Below are 17,419 nucleotides of genomic sequence, written 5' to 3'. Positions count from 1 at the left end.
CCTAGGCTTTCTCTTTGCCGGCCTGCAGCCGGGCGGCCAGGGCTTCGCCCGCCTGCCAGACATTTCCGGCTCCCAGGGTCAAAACGATATCGCCGGGTTCAAGCATTTTTTCCAGCATTTCCACGGCTTCTTCCAGGCCCGTCGATGCCCTGGCCCGTTTATGCCCGTGAGCGCTGATGGCCTCGCAGAGCAAATTGTGATCCACCCCCTCGATGGGCGCCTCTCCTGCGGCATACACAGGCATCACCAGCAGCACGTCTGACTGGTAAAAAGACCTGGCAAACGCGTCAAACAATGCCCGGGTCCGGGTGTATCGATGAGGTTGGAACACCACCACCAGGCGGCGCTCAGGCCAGCTGGTGCGCACCGCATCCAGCGTGGTTTTAATTTCCGTGGGATGGTGGCCGTAATCGTCGATGATCTTGATGCCGCCGGCATCGGCCTTGATCTCCATGCGCCGCTGCACCCCTTCCAGATTTTCCAGGGCCGAGCGGATGGTCTCAAATGGTATTTCAAGTTCCCGGCCCACGGTAACGGCGGCCAGGGCGTTGGCAATATTGTGCCGGCCGGGCAGGTTCAGGGCCATGTCGCCCAGGTGACGGCTTTCGTGAAATACTGAAAAACGGGTTTTGGCCCCCTCAAAAACGATGTTTGCCGCCTGGAAATCCGCCTGGGCCGAAAGCCCGTAGGTGATACAGCGCTTCTTGATCTGCGGCATCAGGTCCTGAACATGCTCATTGTCCAGACAAAGCACGGCCAGCCCGTAAAATGGAATCCGGTCGATGAACTGGAGAAACACCTGCTTAATTTGATCCAGATCTTTATAAAAATCAAGATGTTCTAAATCAATATTGGTTACAACCGAAATGGCCGGTGAAAACTTGAGAAACGATCCGTCGCTTTCATCCGCCTCGGCCACAATAAAATCACCCGCTCCCAGCACGGCGTTGCTGCCGATGCTTTTGAGCTTTCCGCCGATGACCACCGTAGGATCCAGGCCGCCAGCATCCAGGACCGCGGCCAGCATGGAGGTGGTGGACGTCTTGCCGTGGGCCCCGGCAACCGCCACGCTGTATTTCAGGCGCATGAGTTCGGCAAGCATCTCTGCCCGCGGAATCACGGGCACGGATGCGGCCATGGCCGCCTGCACCTCGGGATTGTCCGTCCGGATGGCAGAAGAAGTCACCACCACATCGGCTTCCGCAATATTTTCCGGGCCATGACCCACTTGCACCTTTCCCCCCAGACCCTGGAGGCGGCGGGTTGTGTCGGATTCGACAATATCTGATCCGGATACGCGATAGCCAAGGTTCAGCAGCAGTTCGGCAATACCACTCATGCCGATGCCGCCGATGCCCACAAAATGGATATGGTATTTTTTCCGATACATCAGTATTCCTGTGTGTTGGATGAATCCAAAAAGCGTTTTCGCCCCGCGGCTTCCAGGATCTCATTGATCACGGCCGCAGCCGCCCGGGGGCGGCCCAGACTTCGGGCGGATAGACAGGCCTTTTCAAACCGGCCGCCGGCATTATCCGCGCAAGCCTGGAGGTATTCGGCCAGCCAGGGCGGGGATAAGTCTTTTTCAGAAATCATTTCCGCGGCCCCGGCCTTGACCAGGACTTCCGCGTTATGCACCTGGTGATTGTCGGCTGCATACGGATAGGGAACCAGCAGGGCCGGCAGACCCACCGCGGCGATTTCCGCCAGGGTGGCCGCCCCGGCCCGGCACACCGCAAGATCGGCCTGCTCATAAACTGACGCCATATCCCGGAAAAAGGCGGAAACAGCCGAGTCCACGCCCATGCGCACATAGGCCCGGCGCACGGACTCCTCGTCATGGGGCCCGGTCTGGTGAATCACGAAAAATCGTCCGGGTTCCTTTATCTGCGAAAACGCTTCAACCACGGCCGTATTGATACGCCGGGCGCCCTGACTGCCACCGAGCACGGCCACGGTAAAAAGCTTTTTCCGGCCTTCATGGACGGCCATGCCGCGATTTTCAGCAACCTCCCGGATCTGCCGCCGCACGGGGTGGCCGGTGAAACGGATTTTACCGGACCGGCATGAAATCCGGGTATCTTCAAATGAGACCAGCACGCGGCGGGCCAGCCGGCTCAGCCATTGATTGGTCATGCCGGCAATGCGGTTCTGCTCATGGATCAGCCTGGGAACCCGCCGCAAGAATGCCGCCAGGATTACGGGGGCGGCCGAATACCCGCCCATTCCCAGCACCGCGTCCGGGGCAAAGCTGCGGATCAGGCCCAGAGATTTCCAGAAGCCCCGGGGCAGCAGCATCAGGGACCGGCCTTTTTGCAGCAGGCCCATGCCCTTAAGCCCGCCTGCGGAAATCTGCGCGATCTCAAAAGAGCGGCCGGCCAGCACGGTCTGTTCAATGGGCCTTCCGGTTGTCACAAACATCACCCGCGAGCCCGGAAACATGCGCATGATCTCTTCGGCCACGGCAATTGCCGGAAAAAGGTGCCCGCCTGTTCCCGCACCGGCGATCATCAGCCGCAGGGGCCGGGGCCAGGCCGGGGGGCTTTGCTCGCCGGAAAGTCCGGATTGGCTGTGTGCGTCCTGATTCATATTTTTTCCGACATTCCGATGTTTAACAAAATGCCCACGCAAGCCAGCTGAAACACCATGGACGAGCCGCCGTAGCTCATCAGAGGCAGGCTCAGCCCTTTGGTCGGCAACAGGCTCAGGTTGACACCCATGTTAACGATGGCCTGCAGGCTAAGCGAGGCGGTAATGCCGAAGGCCAGCAGGGACCCGAAACAATCCCGCGCATGGGAGGCAATCCTCAAACCCCTCCAGAGAATCAGCATGTACAATGCCACCACAAACAAAACCCAGACCAATCCGCCTTCCTCGCCGATCACCGAAAAAATGAAATCCGTATGCGGCGCAGGCAGATAAAACAGCTTCTGATAGCCCTCCCCGAATCCTTTTCCAAAAATACCGCCGGAGCCGAAGGCCATCAGGGAATGAATGATCTGGTAGCCCTCGTCCAGGGGATATTTCCACGGATCCAGAAAGGTCATGTACCGCTTGAGCCGGTACTCCGACGAAATCAGCAGCCAGGCAGCCGCAGGCATCACCAGGAGCATGGCCGATGCCAGGTGCCGGAGCGGAACCCGGCCGGCAAACATGATCATCCAGGACAGCACCCAGAAAATGGCGATGGTCCCGAAATCCGGCTGCATTAAAATCAACAGCGAAAAAATCCCCAGCACCAGCAGATGCGGCAGAAACCCGATGGTCGGATCCGCCACCTTTACCTGTTTTTTGGTCAGGGAATAGGCCATAAACACGATCAATGCCAGCCGCGCCAGTTCTGAGGGCTGAAACGATACCCCCATCACCCGCAGCCATCTGGTGGCCCCGCCCGCGGAATGCCCCGCGCCCGTAACCAGCACAATTGCCAGCAGAATCGTGGCCCCAAGCAGCAGCACATAGCTCAACGGCTTGAAAACACGATACGGCAGCACCATGCAGACCAGCATGGCGGAAAGGCCAAGCAGTGCGTTGATCAGCTGCCGGGTGAAAAAATAATATTCACCCGTGTAATAGCGCAGGGCAATTTCACTGCTGGCGCTGTAGACCATGGCAATGCCGATGCCCACCAACATGATCACCGGAAAGATCAGCATCAGATCCGGGGGCGCGCTGTGTCCGGATTTATGTGTTGTCGGCCTGGCTGCCATCTGCCCTTTTTCCTGTCTGTTTCACGGCCCGCTGGAAATCTTGCCCCCTATGGGCATAATTGTCATATAAGTCAAAACTGGCGCACGCAGGCGAAAGCAGGACCGTATCCCCGGCCTCTGCCAGATCCGCGGCAGCAGCCACGGCCGCGTCCATGGAATCCGTGCGGACGGTTTGCACAAGCCCGCCGAGTTCCCGGTCTATGGCCGCGGATGCTTCGCCCAGCAGCACAAGGGCCCTGACCCGATCTTTTACAGCCGGGGCCAGGCCTTTGTATCCCCCGCCCTTGTCCCGTCCGCCAAGAATGAGAACCACCGGAGAGGACACCGCCGCCACGGCGCGGACCACGGCGTCCACGTTGGTGGCCTTGGAATCATCGTAATAATCCACCCCATGAAACCGCCCCACATACTGCAGCCTGTGGGGATCCGGGACAAATTCGCGCAGACCGCGCAAGACCCCTTCACGGATTGCGCCCGCAGCCAGGGCGGCCAGGGCCGCAGCAGCCGCGTTTTCCAGGTTGTGCCGGCCCGGAAGGGGCACATCGGTTGCCGATATGGTCATTTCCCCGTGTTCCGGGGTCTTGACGCGCATTTTCGCATTTTCGATCCAGGCTCCGCAGGCAGCATCTTCCTCCTGATTAAACAGGCATTTTCCGGCACTGATGTCCCGGGTCAGTTCCATGATCAAATGGTCGGCACGGTTTAACACGGCAATGTCTGCCCTGGTCTGCCGGGCAAACAGCCTTGCCTTGGATCGGCCGTAGACCCGCAGGCTTGGATACCGGTCCAGGTGATCTGCGGTAATGTTTAGCAAAACACCCACCCGGGGATGGAACGTATCCGCGGTATCGAGCTGAAATGAGCTGATTTCCGCCACCACCACATCCGCATCCATGGGCCCGTGGGCATAGGAAATCAGCGGCGTGCCGAGATTGCCGCCCACAAAGGCATTCAAACCCGAGAATTTGAGCATTTCCCCGATCAAGCGCGTCACCGTGGTTTTGCCGTTAGTCCCGGTCACGGCCACAACGGGCGTGTGGATAAACCAGGAGGCCAGCTCGATTTCACCGGTAACCGGCACTCCGGCATTTTCCGCACGCACAACGGGTTCGAGAGTATGGGGCACACCCGGGCTAAGCACGATAAGATCCGAATTTTCAAAGGCGTCCGCATCATGCTCGCCAAGGGCCACATCCATCCCCGCCCTGCGCAGGCGGGCCGGAATATCGCCCAGGACCGATTCCGGCGAGCGGTCCACGGCTGTCACCTTTGCCCCGCGGGCGTTTAAAAACCAGGCCAGGGCCTGGCCGGTTTTTCCCAGGCCCACGACCGTGATATGCTTGTCTTTGATCGGTTTCACTGCCTGATTTCCACCCTTGGGTTACCGCAGTTTCAATGTTGAAATGGCCACCAGGGCCAGCATGATTGCCAGGATCCAGAAGCGCACAATCACCTTGGACTCGGCCCACCCCTTGAGCTCGAAATGATGGTGCAAGGGCGCCATGCGAAAAATCCGTTTTCCGCTGGTGAGCTTGAAAAACCCCACCTGCAGGATCACCGACACCGCCTCGATGACAAACACCCCACCCACAATGATCATCAAAATCTCCTGCTTGGTAATAATGGCCACAGTCCCCAGGGCCGCGCCCAAAGGCAGAGAACCCACATCGCCCATGAAAATCTGGGCCGGATAGGCGTTGAACCACAAAAAACCCAGGCCAGCCCCGGCCAGGGCCCCGCAAAAAACGGTAATTTCCCCGCACCCGGCCACGTAATTGATCTGCAGGTATTCGGCAATGCGAATGTGGCCGGCAACATAGGCAAACAGCATGTAAGTGCCCGCTGCAATAATCACCGGCCCGATGGCCAGGCCATCGAGGCCGTCTGTGAGGTTGACCGCATTGGAGGTGCCGACGATGACAAACACAGCAAACAAAATATAAAGCAGCCCCAGATCCGGGGATACGCCCTTGAAAAACGGAATAGTGATCTGGCTGGAAAATCCCGGGTGCCGAAAGAGCAGCCAGCCGGCAGCGGCGGCCACGGCAATCTGAAAGGAAAACTTCTGCCATCCGCGAAGCCCGCGGTTTCTTTTCTGGATCTGCTTGAGATAATCGTCCGTAAAACCGATTAGAAAATAGGCTGTGGTCACCAAAAGCACCACCCAGATATAATCATTTCGCCAGTCCACCCATAACAGGGTTGAAAACAATGCTGCCGGCAGCACCAGCACCCCGCCCATGGTGGGGGTACCGGCCTTGTCCTGGTGAGAGGCCGGGCCGAGCCGGCGGATGTACTGGCCGATCTGTTTTTCCTGCAGCAGCCGGATCATCCAGGGGCCGAACACAAAGCAGATTAAAAACGCTGTCAAACCGGCGTAAATGGTTCGAAACGTGATGTAGCGAAACACGTTAAACGCCGAAACCTCGGTCTGAAGCGCATAAAACAAATGATAAAGCATTGCTTTTACTCCCCTGAATCCGATCCGGGCGCCGGCTCCCGTGTAAGATCACAGACGATTTCATCCATGCCGGTGCTCCTGGAGCCCTTGATCAGCACCCAGTCGCCTTCATTGAGATCCCGGGCCAGATCCCGGACAATGTCGTGCTTGGTGCCCACGAAAATGTCCCCGCCTTTCATCCCTCCCTGCCGGGCTCCGTGTGCCACCCGGGCGGCAAAATCACCTGAAAGATAAAGCCGGCTGATCCCGGCATCAGCAGCCATTCGGCCCATTTCTTCATGGTGCCGGGCTGCGTCATCACCCAGTTCCAGCATGTCCCCGGCCACCAGGATTCCCTGCTTGCCGCTGCCAAGCTCTGCAAGCGACCGGATGGCGTTTTCCATGGAACCCGGATTGGCGTTATAGGTATCGTCAATAATATTTGCTCCGGCCGGGGTGTGGTGCACGACCATTCTTCCGGCAACCGGCCTGAATTCGGCCAGGCCCGCTGCAATCTGTTCGGCGTCAATGCCCAGGACCCAGCCTGCGGCAGCAGCGGCCAGGGCATTTTTCACCATAAACCGCCAGGGAACCGGCAGCTTGACCCAAGCCCGTTGCTCCGGAAATATGAGCTCAAAAGTCACGGCATCATCGGAGACCGCCACCTGTCCGGCCCTGACCCCGGCAAAGTCCGTGCAGCCGAAAAAAACCACCCGGCTCTGTGCCCGGGACGCCAGCCATGCGCCATAGGCATCGTCGCTGTTTAGAACGGCAGTGCCCCCGGATCGGATATGAATAAGCAATTCCGCCTTGGCGGCGGCCACCCCTTCCACGCTTCCCAGCCCTTCCAGGTGAGCCGGTGCGATATTGGTGATCACCCCCACGTCCGGACGGCAAATCGCAGCCAGCCGGTCGATTTCTCCGGGATGATTCATGCCCAGCTCCAGCACTGCCGCCTGATGCTCTGTTTCGAGCCTGAGCAGGGTCAGGGGCATGCCGATTTCATTGTTGAGATTGCCGGCCGTGGAAAGCACTTTGTATTTCCTTGCCAGCACCGCGGCGATCAGTTCCTTTGTGGAAGTCTTTCCGTTGGAGCCGGTAACCGCAACCACGGATATCTGAGCCCGTCGTCGCTGGTATGCGGCCATGTCCCCGAGCGCCCGGATGGTATCGTCCACGGCAATACAGGCCACCCCCTGCCTTTTCCAGTCCTCCACAGGCAGGCTCCCCAGCCGGTCTCGGCAGCAGACAATGCAGGATACGCCGGCATCCAAAACCTGTTGGAAAAAATCATGGCCGTCATGGCGTGGCCCCACAATGGCTGCAAAAATGTCATTGCCGGCGACATCACGCGAATCAATGCCCACGCCGGAAAAATCAGTCCGATTGCCCGTACTCACAACGTCTCCGGCAGTGGCAGCCGTTATATCTTCAATGGTCCAGGGTATCAGCGACATCATCCATTTCCCATGCCAGCACCTGTTGGGCTTCCAGCCGATCATCAAAAGCCACGGTCTGGTGCCCGATGATTTGATAGGTTTCATGTCCCTTGCCGGCTATCAACACCGCATCTCCGGAATGCGAGGCGCGAATCCCCAGCCGGATGGCTTTTTTCCGGTCCGGCTCGACTGTAAAACTGCCCCGGTCAAACTCCGGTCCCACCTGCAGGGGCGACAACTGCCTGGCGTCATGAATGCCCTTTACAATATCGGCGATAATGTCGCCGGGCTCTTCTGTGCGCGGATTGTCGGATGTCACTACCGTCAGGTCCGCGTATCTGCCTGCAATTTCACCCATTTGCGGGCGTTTGCCTCGGTCCCGGTCTCCGCCGCATCCGAAAACGCAGATAATCCGGCCCGGAATGATTTCCTTTAGCGTCATCAAAACATTTTTCAGTGCTGCGGGGGTGTGGGAGAAATCCACGAACACATACCGGTCCAGGGTATTGGGGATCCGTTCAAGACGACCGGGCACCATGGTAAATGTCTCAATTGCCGCGCAGATGGCCCGTGGCGCGATACCCATGACTTCTGCGGCCGCAGCTGCACAGAGAATGTTTTCCATGTTGAATTGGCCGGCCAGGGGTGAGTGAAAGGGAAACGAGGCGCTTTGCAGATGCAGGCGACCGTAAATGCCGTGCTGATCGAAACTCAGCCCGGACGGGTAAACCCGGCTGCCGTTTCCCAGCCCGGTCCGGATGCACCGCTTTTGGCCCAGGATATCGGCCAGTTCCCGGCCCTTTTTGTCATCCGTGTTAATCACTGCCACGGATCCCGGCTCCCGGAGATAACGGGTAAAAAATGCCTTCTTGGCTTCCCAGTACGCTTCCATATTTCCATGAAAATCCAGGTGATCCTGGGACAGGTTGGTGAAAATGCCCAGAGAAAACCGGCACCCGGCAACCCGCTGAAGGGCCACTCCGTGGGAGGAGACTTCCATGATCACATGGGAAACCCCGGCGGCGGCCATGTTTGCCAGAATATGCTGCAGATCCGATGCCTCTGGCGTGGTCAGGCTGCTTTTAAAGCTCTTTCCTTCGTAATGATAGTTGATCGTGCCGATCATGCCGGTGGACAAGCCGCTTTGCCTGAGCATATGCTCCAGGAGCATGGCAGTGGTGGTTTTTCCGTTGGTCCCCGTTATGCCGATAAGGGTAAGCTTGTCAGACGGATGATCGTAAAACCGGGCCGCCGCCTTTGCCAGGGCTTTGCGGGCATCCTTGACCACAAGCACGGGAATATTTAGATTCATGGATTTTCGGGTCACCACGGCAGCCGCACCCCTGGCTGCCGCATCCGCTGCAAAGTCATGCCCGTCACGGCTTTGTCCGGGTAAGGCAACAAAAAGATCACCGGGGCTTACACGGTCGGAACGATACTGAATGCCTGTTACTTCAACTTCCTGAATTTCCTGCTGCCGGTCTTTGGGGCCCTGCCCGGCATTGACGGCAGCCATGAGTGTTGAAAGCTTCATGCCCCCTCCTTTTCAGCCCTGGTATGATCCAATAATTCCCGGGCCGGGGCAATGTTCATGTAATTAAACGATTCCCGGACAATCTCGGCAAACGCCGGGGCCGCCACCACACCGCCGTAATGATTCACCTTGGGGTCTTTGACCATCACCAGCACAGCCAGTTCCGGAGACCCGGCCGGGGCGAAACCCACAAAAAGGGCGTTGTAATCGCTGTCTTCATACGTGCCGTCTGAATTTAAAATCTGGGCGGTTCCGGTCTTGCCGCATACCCGAAAGCCCCGGGGAGAGGCCTGAGATCCGGTGCCGTCGGTTTCAGTGACCGATTGCATCATATCTTTCACCTCACGGGCCGTGGTTTCCGTGACCACTCTACGCCTGACCTCCGGCTCGAAACTTTTCACGATCTGGCCGTTGGCATCGGTGATGGCCTTGACCATTCGGGGTTTCATCAGCACCCCTTGGTTGGCAATGGCCGATACGGCTGAAAGCAGCTGAACGGCAGACACGGAAAGCCCTTGGCCAAATGCGATGGTGGCATGATCGACGGGACGCCAGTTCCGGTAATGCCGGAGCCTGCCTTCTGTCTCCCCGGGGCAGTCAATGCCGGTCTTTTCACCAAATCCAAAATCGGAAAGCGTGTTATAAAGTTTTTCCGGTCCGATGCGCTCGGCGATTTTCACCGCCCCGATATTGCTGGAATATTTGATCACCTCCGCCAGGGTCAGGTCCTCGTTGGGATGGAGATCCCGCAAGGTATGCCCCCCTACGGCATAACTGCCGTCCTCGCAATCCACCCGGGTCCCGGGGGAGCACCGGCCGGATTCAAGGGCGGCTGCGGCCAGAAAGACCTTCAGGGTGGAGCCGGGCTCGAAGGAATCGGATATGGCGCGGTTGCGCCAAGTCTGCCTGGGAAACCGGGTAAAGGCGTTGGGGTTAAAACCCGGGTAATGGGCCATGGCACGCACCGCTCCTGTCTGGGGAACCATGACCATGGCCATGCCGGAATCCCCGTTGAACTTGAGAACGGTTTTTTTCAGGGCCTCTTCTGCGATGTACTGGATATTGCGGTCAATGGTGAGCACCAGGTTGTTGCCGGGCCCCTGCTCGGATTTGGCCTCGGATTGCTGGAAAATCCGTCCCAGTGCATCCCGGATAAAAGTTGACTCCCGCACAGCACCGCTCAGCTGCCGGTCATAGTAATATTCCAGGCCTTCGAGCCCGTTGCCGTCCACACCGGCAAACCCGAGAATTTGCGCCCCCAGGGTCTTGTTGGGATAAACACGGGAATAATTGTCAAACAGGGCCAGGCTGCTGCCGAGCTGATTTTTGAGATCTCGTGCCCGCTCGGGCGCCGCATCCCGCCGGATCCATACAAAGGGCCGATCCGTGTTTAACCGGCCGGCCACTTTCGCGGCATCCATGTCCAGGTGCCGGGCAATTTCCAAGGCTGCTTTTTTCGGGTTTTCGATCCTGGCCGGATGTGCGCCGATGGATACCACGCGGGTGCTGGCCGCCAGTTCCCGCAGATTGACGTCATAAATGGTGCCGCGCTTTTCCCGAAACTCCGCAGAACTGCTATACTCCCCGGAAGCCCGGCTTTTTAACCGGCTGTCTTCAATTACCTGCAGATAAACCGCCTTGCCGGCAATGGTCAGGTAACAAGCCGCAAGAACCAGACCCGCCATCATGATGCGGCGGTTTCTGCCGGGCGTCTGGTTTGGTTTTTTTTCTTTTTGGCGGCTTTTTTTCATGGCACCTTGACGATCTGTTCCGGTTTGGGGGTGATCATTCCCAACTCTGTCCTTGCCCTGGCCCCAAGGACCTGGGGGGACTTCAAATGAACCAGCTCGATTTGAAGTTTCCTGCGGGTCTCGAGCAATTCCTCCTGCCGGTTGCGGGCCTCCACGATCTCATAGCCGGTGCGCCTGCACTGAACCGCGCACCAGGTATCGAAAAACACCTCGGCCAGCAGCACCAGCATCAGCAAAATGCCGGCAAGAAGCGTGCGGCCGGTAAGCAGAGGTGATTTGACTTTTCGATTTCCGGACATCGCCTGCCCCGTGCCTTAAAAATTTTGCCCAAAGTTATGGCAGCTTTTCCGCCGCCCGCAGCCGGGCGGAACGCGCCATTGGGTTTTCTTTCATTTCACTTTCTCCGGGCTTTCCCACTTTCCTTGTCAAAACCCGCAAAACCGGTTTTTCTCCGCATACGCAAACCGGAAAGTCCCGCGGGCATGTGCATCCCCGGCTATATTTTGCAAACCGCTGCTTGACCATCCGGTCCTCCAGGGAATGAAAGGCGATCACGCATATGCGCCCTCCGGGTTTTAAGCACTCCACAACATGGTCAAGAAACGTATTAAGGACTTCAAGCTCCCGGTTAACGGCAATGCGAAGGGCCATAAACACCTTGGTGGCCGGATCAATTTTTCTGCGGGCGGCATCTTTTTGCGGAATCGCCCCGCGCACGATATCGGCAAGCTGCCCGGTGGTTTCAATTTCCCTGCCTCTGCGGCTTTCAACGATTCTGTGCGCAATGCGAACCGCCCATTTCTCTTCTCCCAGATCCTTAAAAATCCGGGCCAGCTCCCCGGAATCCAGGGTATTGACCATGTGGGCCGCGCTTTGTCCGGTCTGTGGATTCATCCGCATATCCAGGGGCTCGTCCCTGCGAAAGGAAAAACCCCTGCCCGGAGCCTCGATCTGATCAAAAGACAGGCCCAGGTCCACAAGAATCGCATCCACGGCTTCAATTTTAAGCTCAAAGAGGATATGAGGCAGGTTGACAAAATTGTCATGAATCAGATGAACATTTGCCGACCAGGGAGTCAGCATCTGTTCTGCACGGTCAACCGCACCGGCATCCTGATCGATGCCGATGAGCAGACCATCCGGAAGGATTCTTTCCACAATGGCCATGGCATGTCCGGCACCGCCCAGAGTGCAGTCCACAACGCATTTGCCCGGTTGACAATTGAGATACCCGAGCGCCTGATCGCGCATAACAGAGACATGTCGAGTGGCCATGGTTTAAAGCCCTAGTCTGGCAATTTCGTTTGAGACCTCCTCATCTTTCATATCCTCTTCGTGAAGTTTGCGTTTCTCATCGTTCCAGTTTTCAAGTGACCAGATTTCAAAATGATCGAGAACGCCGACCAGCACGATATCTTTTTCAAGACTGGCATAATCACGCAATGACTGGGGAATCAGAATCCGGCCCTGCCGGTCCATGGGGCATTCGGCCGATTCGCCGATGAAAATACGCCTGAAACGCCGCATAGCCGAGCTTTTTTCGGCCATCTGCAGAATTTTTTCCTCAACTGTTTCCCAGTTTTGATAGGGGTAGGCCACCAGGCCCTTTTCGTCGAGACCGGGGCCGGATAAAACCAATCCATTGCCGCCGTTGTTCCGGATCAGTTCCCGGAAACGCGCCGGAATATTGACCCGGCCCTTGGCATCAATGGTGTGATATGAGCTTCCCCGGAACATGTACCCCCCTTTAATCCACTTTGCACCACTTTTACTCAAAATCTACATGAAACTGTGCCTTTGTCAAGAAAAAAACAAGAAAGCTCTTGAAATTTTATATGTAATTTTAGCTAGTAATGCAAACAAATTTAATGTGGTGTAAAGTGGGACAAATCTTTATTGCCGCTTTATCGTGGACATCCGGGGAAAAAAATGCAAAAAATTCTGTGGGCGGGCTCCGACGCTTGACGAATCCAACAAGGGCGCCTAATATAAAATCAGTATTGTTAACAGCTCCACCCAAAACCCAAGGAGACAAAAATGGCAGTGATCACCATTACCAGCGAATACAATGCAGGCGGGCAGCGTGTGGCCACAGACCTTGCAAAGAAACTCGATTTCCAGTTCGTGGGCGATCAACTGGTGGCTGATGTGGCCAAAGAACTCAACATGTCCAAACACGAGGCCGAAACCTTTCTCAAATCCGGCGGATCCTCGATTCTGCGCTACCTGGACCGATACACCTGCTCCATTGTCCAGAAGGTGGTGGACAGGGAGCACGGCTGTTTGGACGATGCCACCTATTATAACAAGACGCGGGAACTGGTGGAAAACATCTACAAGAATGAAAACGCCGTGATTCTGGGCTGGGGTGCCCAGTGCATCCTCCAGAAAAAGCCGGATACCTTTCACGTGCTGCTCAAAAAAAATCCTGAGAAAAAAATCGAGGATGTGATGGAAAAACGAAAATGCAGCCGAAAGGACGCAGAGAGGCTTATTTCAAACGACGAGGAAGAAAAAAAGGCCTATATCAAAAAATACTTCCAGGCCGACTGGCATGATCCCTCCCTTTACAACATGATCATCGACATGGAGAACTACACAGCCGACCAAGCCGTGGGCCTTATCGCAGAAAAAGCCGAAGGACAGATCTCCCCGGGGCAGAAATAACAGATCGGAATGTCAACGGATAACAACATGCATGATGTGGTCATCGTTGGCGGGGGCCCTGCGGGTCTGTTTGCCGCCCATTACCTGGCCGGCCACACCGATCTGAACGTGCTGCTCATAGAAAAGGGAAAGCCCCCGCACAGCCGAAAATGCCCTTTAACCGACACCCGGCAGTGCGCCCAATGCCAGCCATGTGATGTGTTGTGCGGCATCGGCGGGGCCGGCTTGTTTTCAGACGGCAAACTCAATTTTATTCCAAAACTCGGCAAAACCGACCTGACCACCTTCCTGCCCCCTGACCAGGCCCAGGCGTTAATTGATGAAACCGAGGCCATCTTCAACGCTTACGGAATGACCGGACCGGTGTTTCCCACGGATCTCAGCCGCGCCCGAGAAATCCGCAAACACGCATTAAAACAGGGCATTGACCTTCTGCTCATCCGGCAAAAGCATTTGGGAAGCGACCGGCTGCCCGGATATATCGGGCAGATCCAGGCAGACCTGGAGCAAAAAATCCGTATCCATACCCGTGAAACCGTCATGGACGTGATCCCCGAAGCACCGGGCCGAATCCGCGTGGTCACCGAAAACAACGCATACACGGCCCGGTTTGTGATCCTGGCGCCGGGAAGGGCCGGGGCGGACTGGATGGCCGGGATGGCCGACAAGTTCGGCCTGCACATGCATCAGCGGGGCATCGAGGTGGGCGTGCGCGTGGAAGTGCACAGGGAGATCATGGCGGATCTTTGCGATGTGATCTATGACCCCACCTTTTTTATCCAGACCGCCAAATACGACGATGAGACCCGGACCTTTTGCACCAACAGCGGCGGATTTGTCACCCAGGAAACCTACAGGGATTTTGTGTGCGTCAACGGTCATGCCTTCATGGACCGCAAATCCGAAAACACCAATTTCGCGTTTCTCTCCAAGGTGGTGCTGACCGATCCGGTCACAGACAACCAAGCCTACGGCGAATCCATCGGCCGGCTGGCCACCCTGATCGGCGGAGGCCGTCCGCTGCTGCAGCGGATGGGCGACTTAAAGCGGGGCCGGCGCAGCACCTGGGCCCGCATTGAAAAAAGCGGGATCAGGCCCACCCTGAAAAACGTGGTCTGCGGCGACATTGCCATGGCCCTTCCCGAGCGAATCCTGGCCAATATCATGGAAGGGCTTGAAAAGCTAAACAGCGTGGTGCCCGGCGTGGCAAATGATGAAACCCTGCTCTACGCCCCGGAGATCAAGTTCTTTGCCACCCAGGTGGCCACCAGCAGTGTACTGGAAACCGCCATTGAGGGACTGTTTGTGGCCGGAGACGGCCCGGGTGTGGCCGGCAATATCGTATCTGCGGCCGCCACCGGCCTGATCCCGGCAAAAGAAATCGTCCGGCGGCAGACGTTTAATTTTCTCAAATCTTGATGGTTTCATAAAAAATAAATTTTCAGAAGGCACCGTAAAAAGCTCAAGATCAAGGCTTGCGCGATTTTCGAAGAATGCAGCGTACTGCTCCGTACGTGAAATTCTGAGAAATCGCGCGTAACGCAGATATTGAGCTTTTTACGGTGCCTTCTCTTACCGCCTTATGCGCAGGCCTTCGCCGGCCCGGGGCAAAAACACCTTGTACCCCTCTTTTTTCAGGGTTTGGGCAAATCCGTCCATCTGCTCGGGCTCGCCGTGAACCAGGGCAATGCGCCGGACCCGCAGGTTGGATTCTTTTAAAAACCGCAGCATTTCATTTTTGTCCCCGTGGGCGGAAAAGCCGTCCAGGCTCACCACCCGGGCCCTGAGCGGATACTCCTTGTTCATAAAACGCATCACGGGCGCCTCGCCCCTACGGCCGTTTTGTTCGTATTCCAGCCCCTTTTCCTTTAGCCTTCGGCCCAGGGTGTGGGCAGCCATGTAGCCCACGATCAAAATGGTGTTTTTCTCGTTGTGAATTTTGTATCGCAAATGATGCAGAATCCGGCCGCCTTCACACATGCCCGAAGCTGAAAGGACAATATGGGGCCTGTCTTCGCGCATCAGTGCCATGGATTCCTCCACGGATTCGGTAAAATGCAGGTGATCAAACAGGAAAGGGTTTTTCCCTTCGCTTAAAAAATCCGAATGGGTCTGCCTGTCATAGACCTCGGGGTGCTCCCCGTAGACGCGTGTGATGCGTGTGGCCAGGGGAGAGTCCACGTAAATGGGCACCTTTGGCACCTCGTTGTTGTCATACAGCTCATGTATGGCATAGAGCAGCTCCTGGGTCCGGCCAAAGGCAAAGGCCGGGATCAGAAGCGTACCCCCGCGCTCCACGGTTTCGGTGATGATCTGTTTTAAGTGCGGGGTCATGTCCGCCACCGGCTCATGGCTGCGGTCACCGTAGGTGCTTTCCATGAGCATCAGGTCGATATCGCGGTCCTGTTCGGCAAACTGCAGCTGGGGATCGCGAATGATCGGCTTGTCAAACCGCCCGATATCGCCGGTATAGCAAATGTTGTAATAACGTCCGCGCTCCTTTGCCCGAATGATGGTCACGGCAGAGCCCAGGATATGACCGGCCTCGTAGAACACGCATTCCATATCCCGGGCCGCGGTCACCCGGTGGTTGTAAGGCTGGCCGGCAAAATGAGTCAGGGCCTGCTCGGCGTCAGCCGTGGTATAAAGGGGCTCCACCCGGGCCAGCCCGTAGCGGTCCATATAGCGGGAGACTGCGTCATCATCTGTGCGGCCGTTTTTCTTGAGCATTTTCTTGACTTCATTCTGATCCCGGCCCGTGAGGTCTGTCAGGGCCCCGCGCACCCGCTTATAGTTGAGATAGGCGGCATCGGATTCCTGTATATGGGCACTATCGGGCAGCAGGTAATAGCAGGCGTCCGCCGTGGCGCGGGTGGTCAACACGTTTCCGGCAAACCCCTTTTTAACCAGCAGCGGAATCCGGCCCGAATGATCGATATGGGCGTGGGACAGCACCACGTTTGCAATAATGGCCGGATCAAAGGGCATCACCCGGTTTTTCTCATCGGCTTCAGCCCGCCTACCCTGAAACATGCCGCAGTCGAGCAGAATCCGGTCTTTTTCGGTTTCCAGCATGTGCATGGAACCGGTTACCTCGCGCGCCGCACCATAAAATCGAATCTGCATGAAATCTCCTTTCATTGGGTAAAGGTCACCTTTGATCCCTACCAGGAACTCCGAACAAATTCAACATTCAGGAAGGAAGCCCTGCATCTATTGAACTTCAAAGAACCTTCCGGCAAACAACAGTTGCTGGCACATATTTCCAGTGGCCTGGCCATGGGGCGGGGCGGGGGTGGTTGTTTGGCTGCATTGGCGCGGTTTCGGCATAAGATCGGATCGGGGCTTTGGCGCCCGGAATTTTAAACTGTCTGAGGGCGCTTGCGCCCGAGTTTTTAAAATTCCAGCCAATGCCCCGGTCCGATCGCCGAAAGCACGCCGCAGACAAACAAACCACACCCGACCCGACACATGCGAAAACCGGCACAAGCTGCTTACGCCCTGGTTATGCCGATGTTGCGGTTGTGACTGCTTCCGGGTTGAAAATGGTGCTGGCCTGGAGGAAGGAAGCCCTGCGGCCGGGGCCGGGTTTTTTCGCTCCGGATCGTTTTTGCGGATTCAGCCGATGCCTTCGCCGAAATTTCAAAAACTCAGGCGCAAGCGCCCTCAAACAGTTTGAAATTTTCCGGCTCCGGCATCGGCTGAATCTCTTCGCAAAAACGCTCAATGTCGCTTCAAAAACCCGCCCCCGCCCTTCGGGCTTCCTTGGGGACCATGCTCAAATTCGACAACTCCGTAAAACACATTGGAAAGCCCCTTTTGAGTTGATCATCTCTTTAGGTATCCAAATTCAAAAAACCTCTTGGTAAAGACCAGTT

Annotated in this window: 15 protein-coding genes; 3 read left to right on the top strand and 12 right to left on the bottom strand. The window is 56.7% G+C overall.

What is annotated here, in order from left to right; all coding sequences use genetic code 11:
- Position 1 precedes the first annotated feature (1 nt).
- Genes murC through mraZ form a run of 11 tightly spaced genes read right to left on the bottom strand, consistent with a single transcriptional unit; the run spans position 2 to position 12,611 of the window.
- On the bottom strand, positions 2-1,390 hold the full coding sequence (gene murC / locus R6U41_RS06115) for a UDP-N-acetylmuramate--L-alanine ligase (protein WP_410268947.1): 1,389 nt from the start codon (positions 1,388-1,390) through the stop codon (positions 2-4).
- Positions 1,390-2,589 (bottom strand): undecaprenyldiphospho-muramoylpentapeptide beta-N-acetylglucosaminyltransferase, encoded by a 1,200-nt coding sequence (gene murG / locus R6U41_RS06110; protein ID WP_410268946.1) that lies wholly within the window; start codon positions 2,587-2,589, stop codon positions 1,390-1,392. The genes murC and murG overlap by 1 nt, the downstream gene beginning before the upstream one ends.
- Complete coding sequence (ftsW, locus tag R6U41_RS06105; RefSeq protein ID WP_410268945.1) at positions 2,586-3,710, bottom strand: putative lipid II flippase FtsW; 1,125 nt, start codon at positions 3,708-3,710, stop codon at positions 2,586-2,588. The genes murG and ftsW overlap by 4 nt, the downstream gene beginning before the upstream one ends.
- Positions 3,685-5,070, bottom strand: coding sequence for a UDP-N-acetylmuramoyl-L-alanine--D-glutamate ligase (gene murD / locus R6U41_RS06100; protein WP_410268944.1), 1,386 nt, complete (start codon positions 5,068-5,070; stop codon positions 3,685-3,687). The genes ftsW and murD overlap by 26 nt, the downstream gene beginning before the upstream one ends.
- A gap of 21 nt (positions 5,071-5,091) precedes the next feature.
- Positions 5,092-6,171 (bottom strand): phospho-N-acetylmuramoyl-pentapeptide-transferase, encoded by a 1,080-nt coding sequence (gene mraY, locus R6U41_RS06095; RefSeq protein WP_410268943.1) that lies wholly within the window; start codon positions 6,169-6,171, stop codon positions 5,092-5,094.
- Positions 6,172-6,176: 5 nt separating this feature from the next.
- Entirely contained in the window at positions 6,177-7,610 is a 1,434-nt protein-coding gene (murF, locus tag R6U41_RS06090) for a UDP-N-acetylmuramoyl-tripeptide--D-alanyl-D-alanine ligase (RefSeq protein ID WP_410268942.1), read from the bottom strand.
- On the bottom strand, positions 7,582-9,123 hold the full coding sequence (locus tag R6U41_RS06085; protein WP_410268941.1) for a UDP-N-acetylmuramoyl-L-alanyl-D-glutamate--2,6-diaminopimelate ligase: 1,542 nt from the start codon (positions 9,121-9,123) through the stop codon (positions 7,582-7,584). Before R6U41_RS06085 ends, murF begins: the two co-directional genes overlap by 29 nt.
- Entirely contained in the window at positions 9,120-10,874 is a 1,755-nt protein-coding gene (locus tag R6U41_RS06080) for a peptidoglycan D,D-transpeptidase FtsI family protein (RefSeq protein ID WP_410268940.1), read from the bottom strand. Before R6U41_RS06080 ends, R6U41_RS06085 begins: the two co-directional genes overlap by 4 nt.
- Positions 10,871-11,173 carry a hypothetical protein gene (locus R6U41_RS06075; RefSeq protein ID WP_410268939.1) on the bottom strand — a complete coding sequence of 101 codons (303 nt, stop codon included), beginning with the start codon at positions 11,171-11,173 and terminating at the stop codon, positions 10,871-10,873. Before R6U41_RS06075 ends, R6U41_RS06080 begins: the two co-directional genes overlap by 4 nt.
- 34 nt (positions 11,174-11,207) lie before the next feature.
- On the bottom strand, positions 11,208-12,149 hold the full coding sequence (rsmH, locus tag R6U41_RS06070; protein WP_410268938.1) for a 16S rRNA (cytosine(1402)-N(4))-methyltransferase RsmH: 942 nt from the start codon (positions 12,147-12,149) through the stop codon (positions 11,208-11,210).
- 3 nt (positions 12,150-12,152) lie between these two features.
- Positions 12,153-12,611 carry a division/cell wall cluster transcriptional repressor MraZ gene (gene mraZ / locus R6U41_RS06065; protein WP_410268937.1) on the bottom strand — a complete coding sequence of 153 codons (459 nt, stop codon included), beginning with the start codon at positions 12,609-12,611 and terminating at the stop codon, positions 12,153-12,155.
- A 300-nt stretch (positions 12,612-12,911) separates the two neighbouring features.
- On the opposite strand from mraZ, the gene R6U41_RS06060 reads away from it, so the two are divergent.
- Positions 12,912-13,541, top strand: a complete 630-nt coding sequence (locus tag R6U41_RS06060; protein ID WP_410268936.1) for an AAA family ATPase — start codon at positions 12,912-12,914, stop codon at positions 13,539-13,541.
- 27 nt (positions 13,542-13,568) lie between these two features.
- Positions 13,569-14,960 (top strand): NAD(P)/FAD-dependent oxidoreductase, encoded by a 1,392-nt coding sequence (locus R6U41_RS06055; protein WP_410268935.1) that lies wholly within the window; start codon positions 13,569-13,571, stop codon positions 14,958-14,960.
- A 153-nt stretch (positions 14,961-15,113) separates the two neighbouring features.
- Here the strand turns inward: R6U41_RS06055 and R6U41_RS06050 are convergent, their stop codons facing one another.
- Complete coding sequence (locus tag R6U41_RS06050; RefSeq protein ID WP_410268934.1) at positions 15,114-16,667, bottom strand: MBL fold metallo-hydrolase RNA specificity domain-containing protein; 1,554 nt, start codon at positions 16,665-16,667, stop codon at positions 15,114-15,116.
- 221 nt (positions 16,668-16,888) lie between these two features.
- Between R6U41_RS06050 and R6U41_RS06045 the strand changes: the two genes are divergently transcribed.
- Positions 16,889-17,410, top strand: coding sequence for a hypothetical protein (locus tag R6U41_RS06045; protein ID WP_410268933.1), 522 nt, complete (start codon positions 16,889-16,891; stop codon positions 17,408-17,410).
- The last annotated feature ends 9 nt before the right edge of the window (positions 17,411-17,419 follow it).

It is taken from the genome of Desulfosalsimonas sp. (assembly GCF_046483245.1).
In the GTDB taxonomy this organism is placed as follows: domain Bacteria; phylum Desulfobacterota; class Desulfobacteria; order Desulfobacterales; family Desulfosalsimonadaceae; genus Desulfosalsimonas.
Note: the sequence above shows the minus strand (reverse complement) of the source record. Positions and strands in the feature narration are given on the sequence as shown.

Excerpts from the sequence above, each read along its gene's own strand:
- R6U41_RS06080 (WP_410268940.1), bottom strand. The coding sequence starts at position 10,874 with ATGAAAAAAAGCCGCCAAAAAGAAAAAAAACCAAACCAGACGCCCGGC.
- R6U41_RS06060 (WP_410268936.1), top strand. The coding sequence starts at position 12,912 with ATGGCAGTGATCACCATTACCAGCGAATACAATGCAGGCGGGCAGCGT.
- murC (WP_410268947.1), bottom strand. The coding sequence starts at position 1,390 with ATGTATCGGAAAAAATACCATATCCATTTTGTGGGCATCGGCGGCATC.
- mraZ (WP_410268937.1), bottom strand. The coding sequence starts at position 12,611 with ATGTTCCGGGGAAGCTCATATCACACCATTGATGCCAAGGGCCGGGTC.
- mraY (WP_410268943.1), bottom strand. The coding sequence starts at position 6,171 with ATGCTTTATCATTTGTTTTATGCGCTTCAGACCGAGGTTTCGGCGTTT.
- R6U41_RS06075 (WP_410268939.1), bottom strand. The coding sequence starts at position 11,173 with ATGTCCGGAAATCGAAAAGTCAAATCACCTCTGCTTACCGGCCGCACG.
- R6U41_RS06055 (WP_410268935.1), top strand. The coding sequence starts at position 13,569 with ATGCATGATGTGGTCATCGTTGGCGGGGGCCCTGCGGGTCTGTTTGCC.
- ftsW (WP_410268945.1), bottom strand. The coding sequence starts at position 3,710 with ATGGCAGCCAGGCCGACAACACATAAATCCGGACACAGCGCGCCCCCG.
- murF (WP_410268942.1), bottom strand. The coding sequence starts at position 7,610 with ATGATGTCGCTGATACCCTGGACCATTGAAGATATAACGGCTGCCACT.
- murG (WP_410268946.1), bottom strand. The coding sequence starts at position 2,589 with ATGAATCAGGACGCACACAGCCAATCCGGACTTTCCGGCGAGCAAAGC.
- R6U41_RS06050 (WP_410268934.1), bottom strand. The coding sequence starts at position 16,667 with ATGCAGATTCGATTTTATGGTGCGGCGCGCGAGGTAACCGGTTCCATG.
- R6U41_RS06085 (WP_410268941.1), bottom strand. The coding sequence starts at position 9,123 with ATGAAGCTTTCAACACTCATGGCTGCCGTCAATGCCGGGCAGGGCCCC.
- rsmH (WP_410268938.1), bottom strand. The coding sequence starts at position 12,149 with ATGGCCACTCGACATGTCTCTGTTATGCGCGATCAGGCGCTCGGGTAT.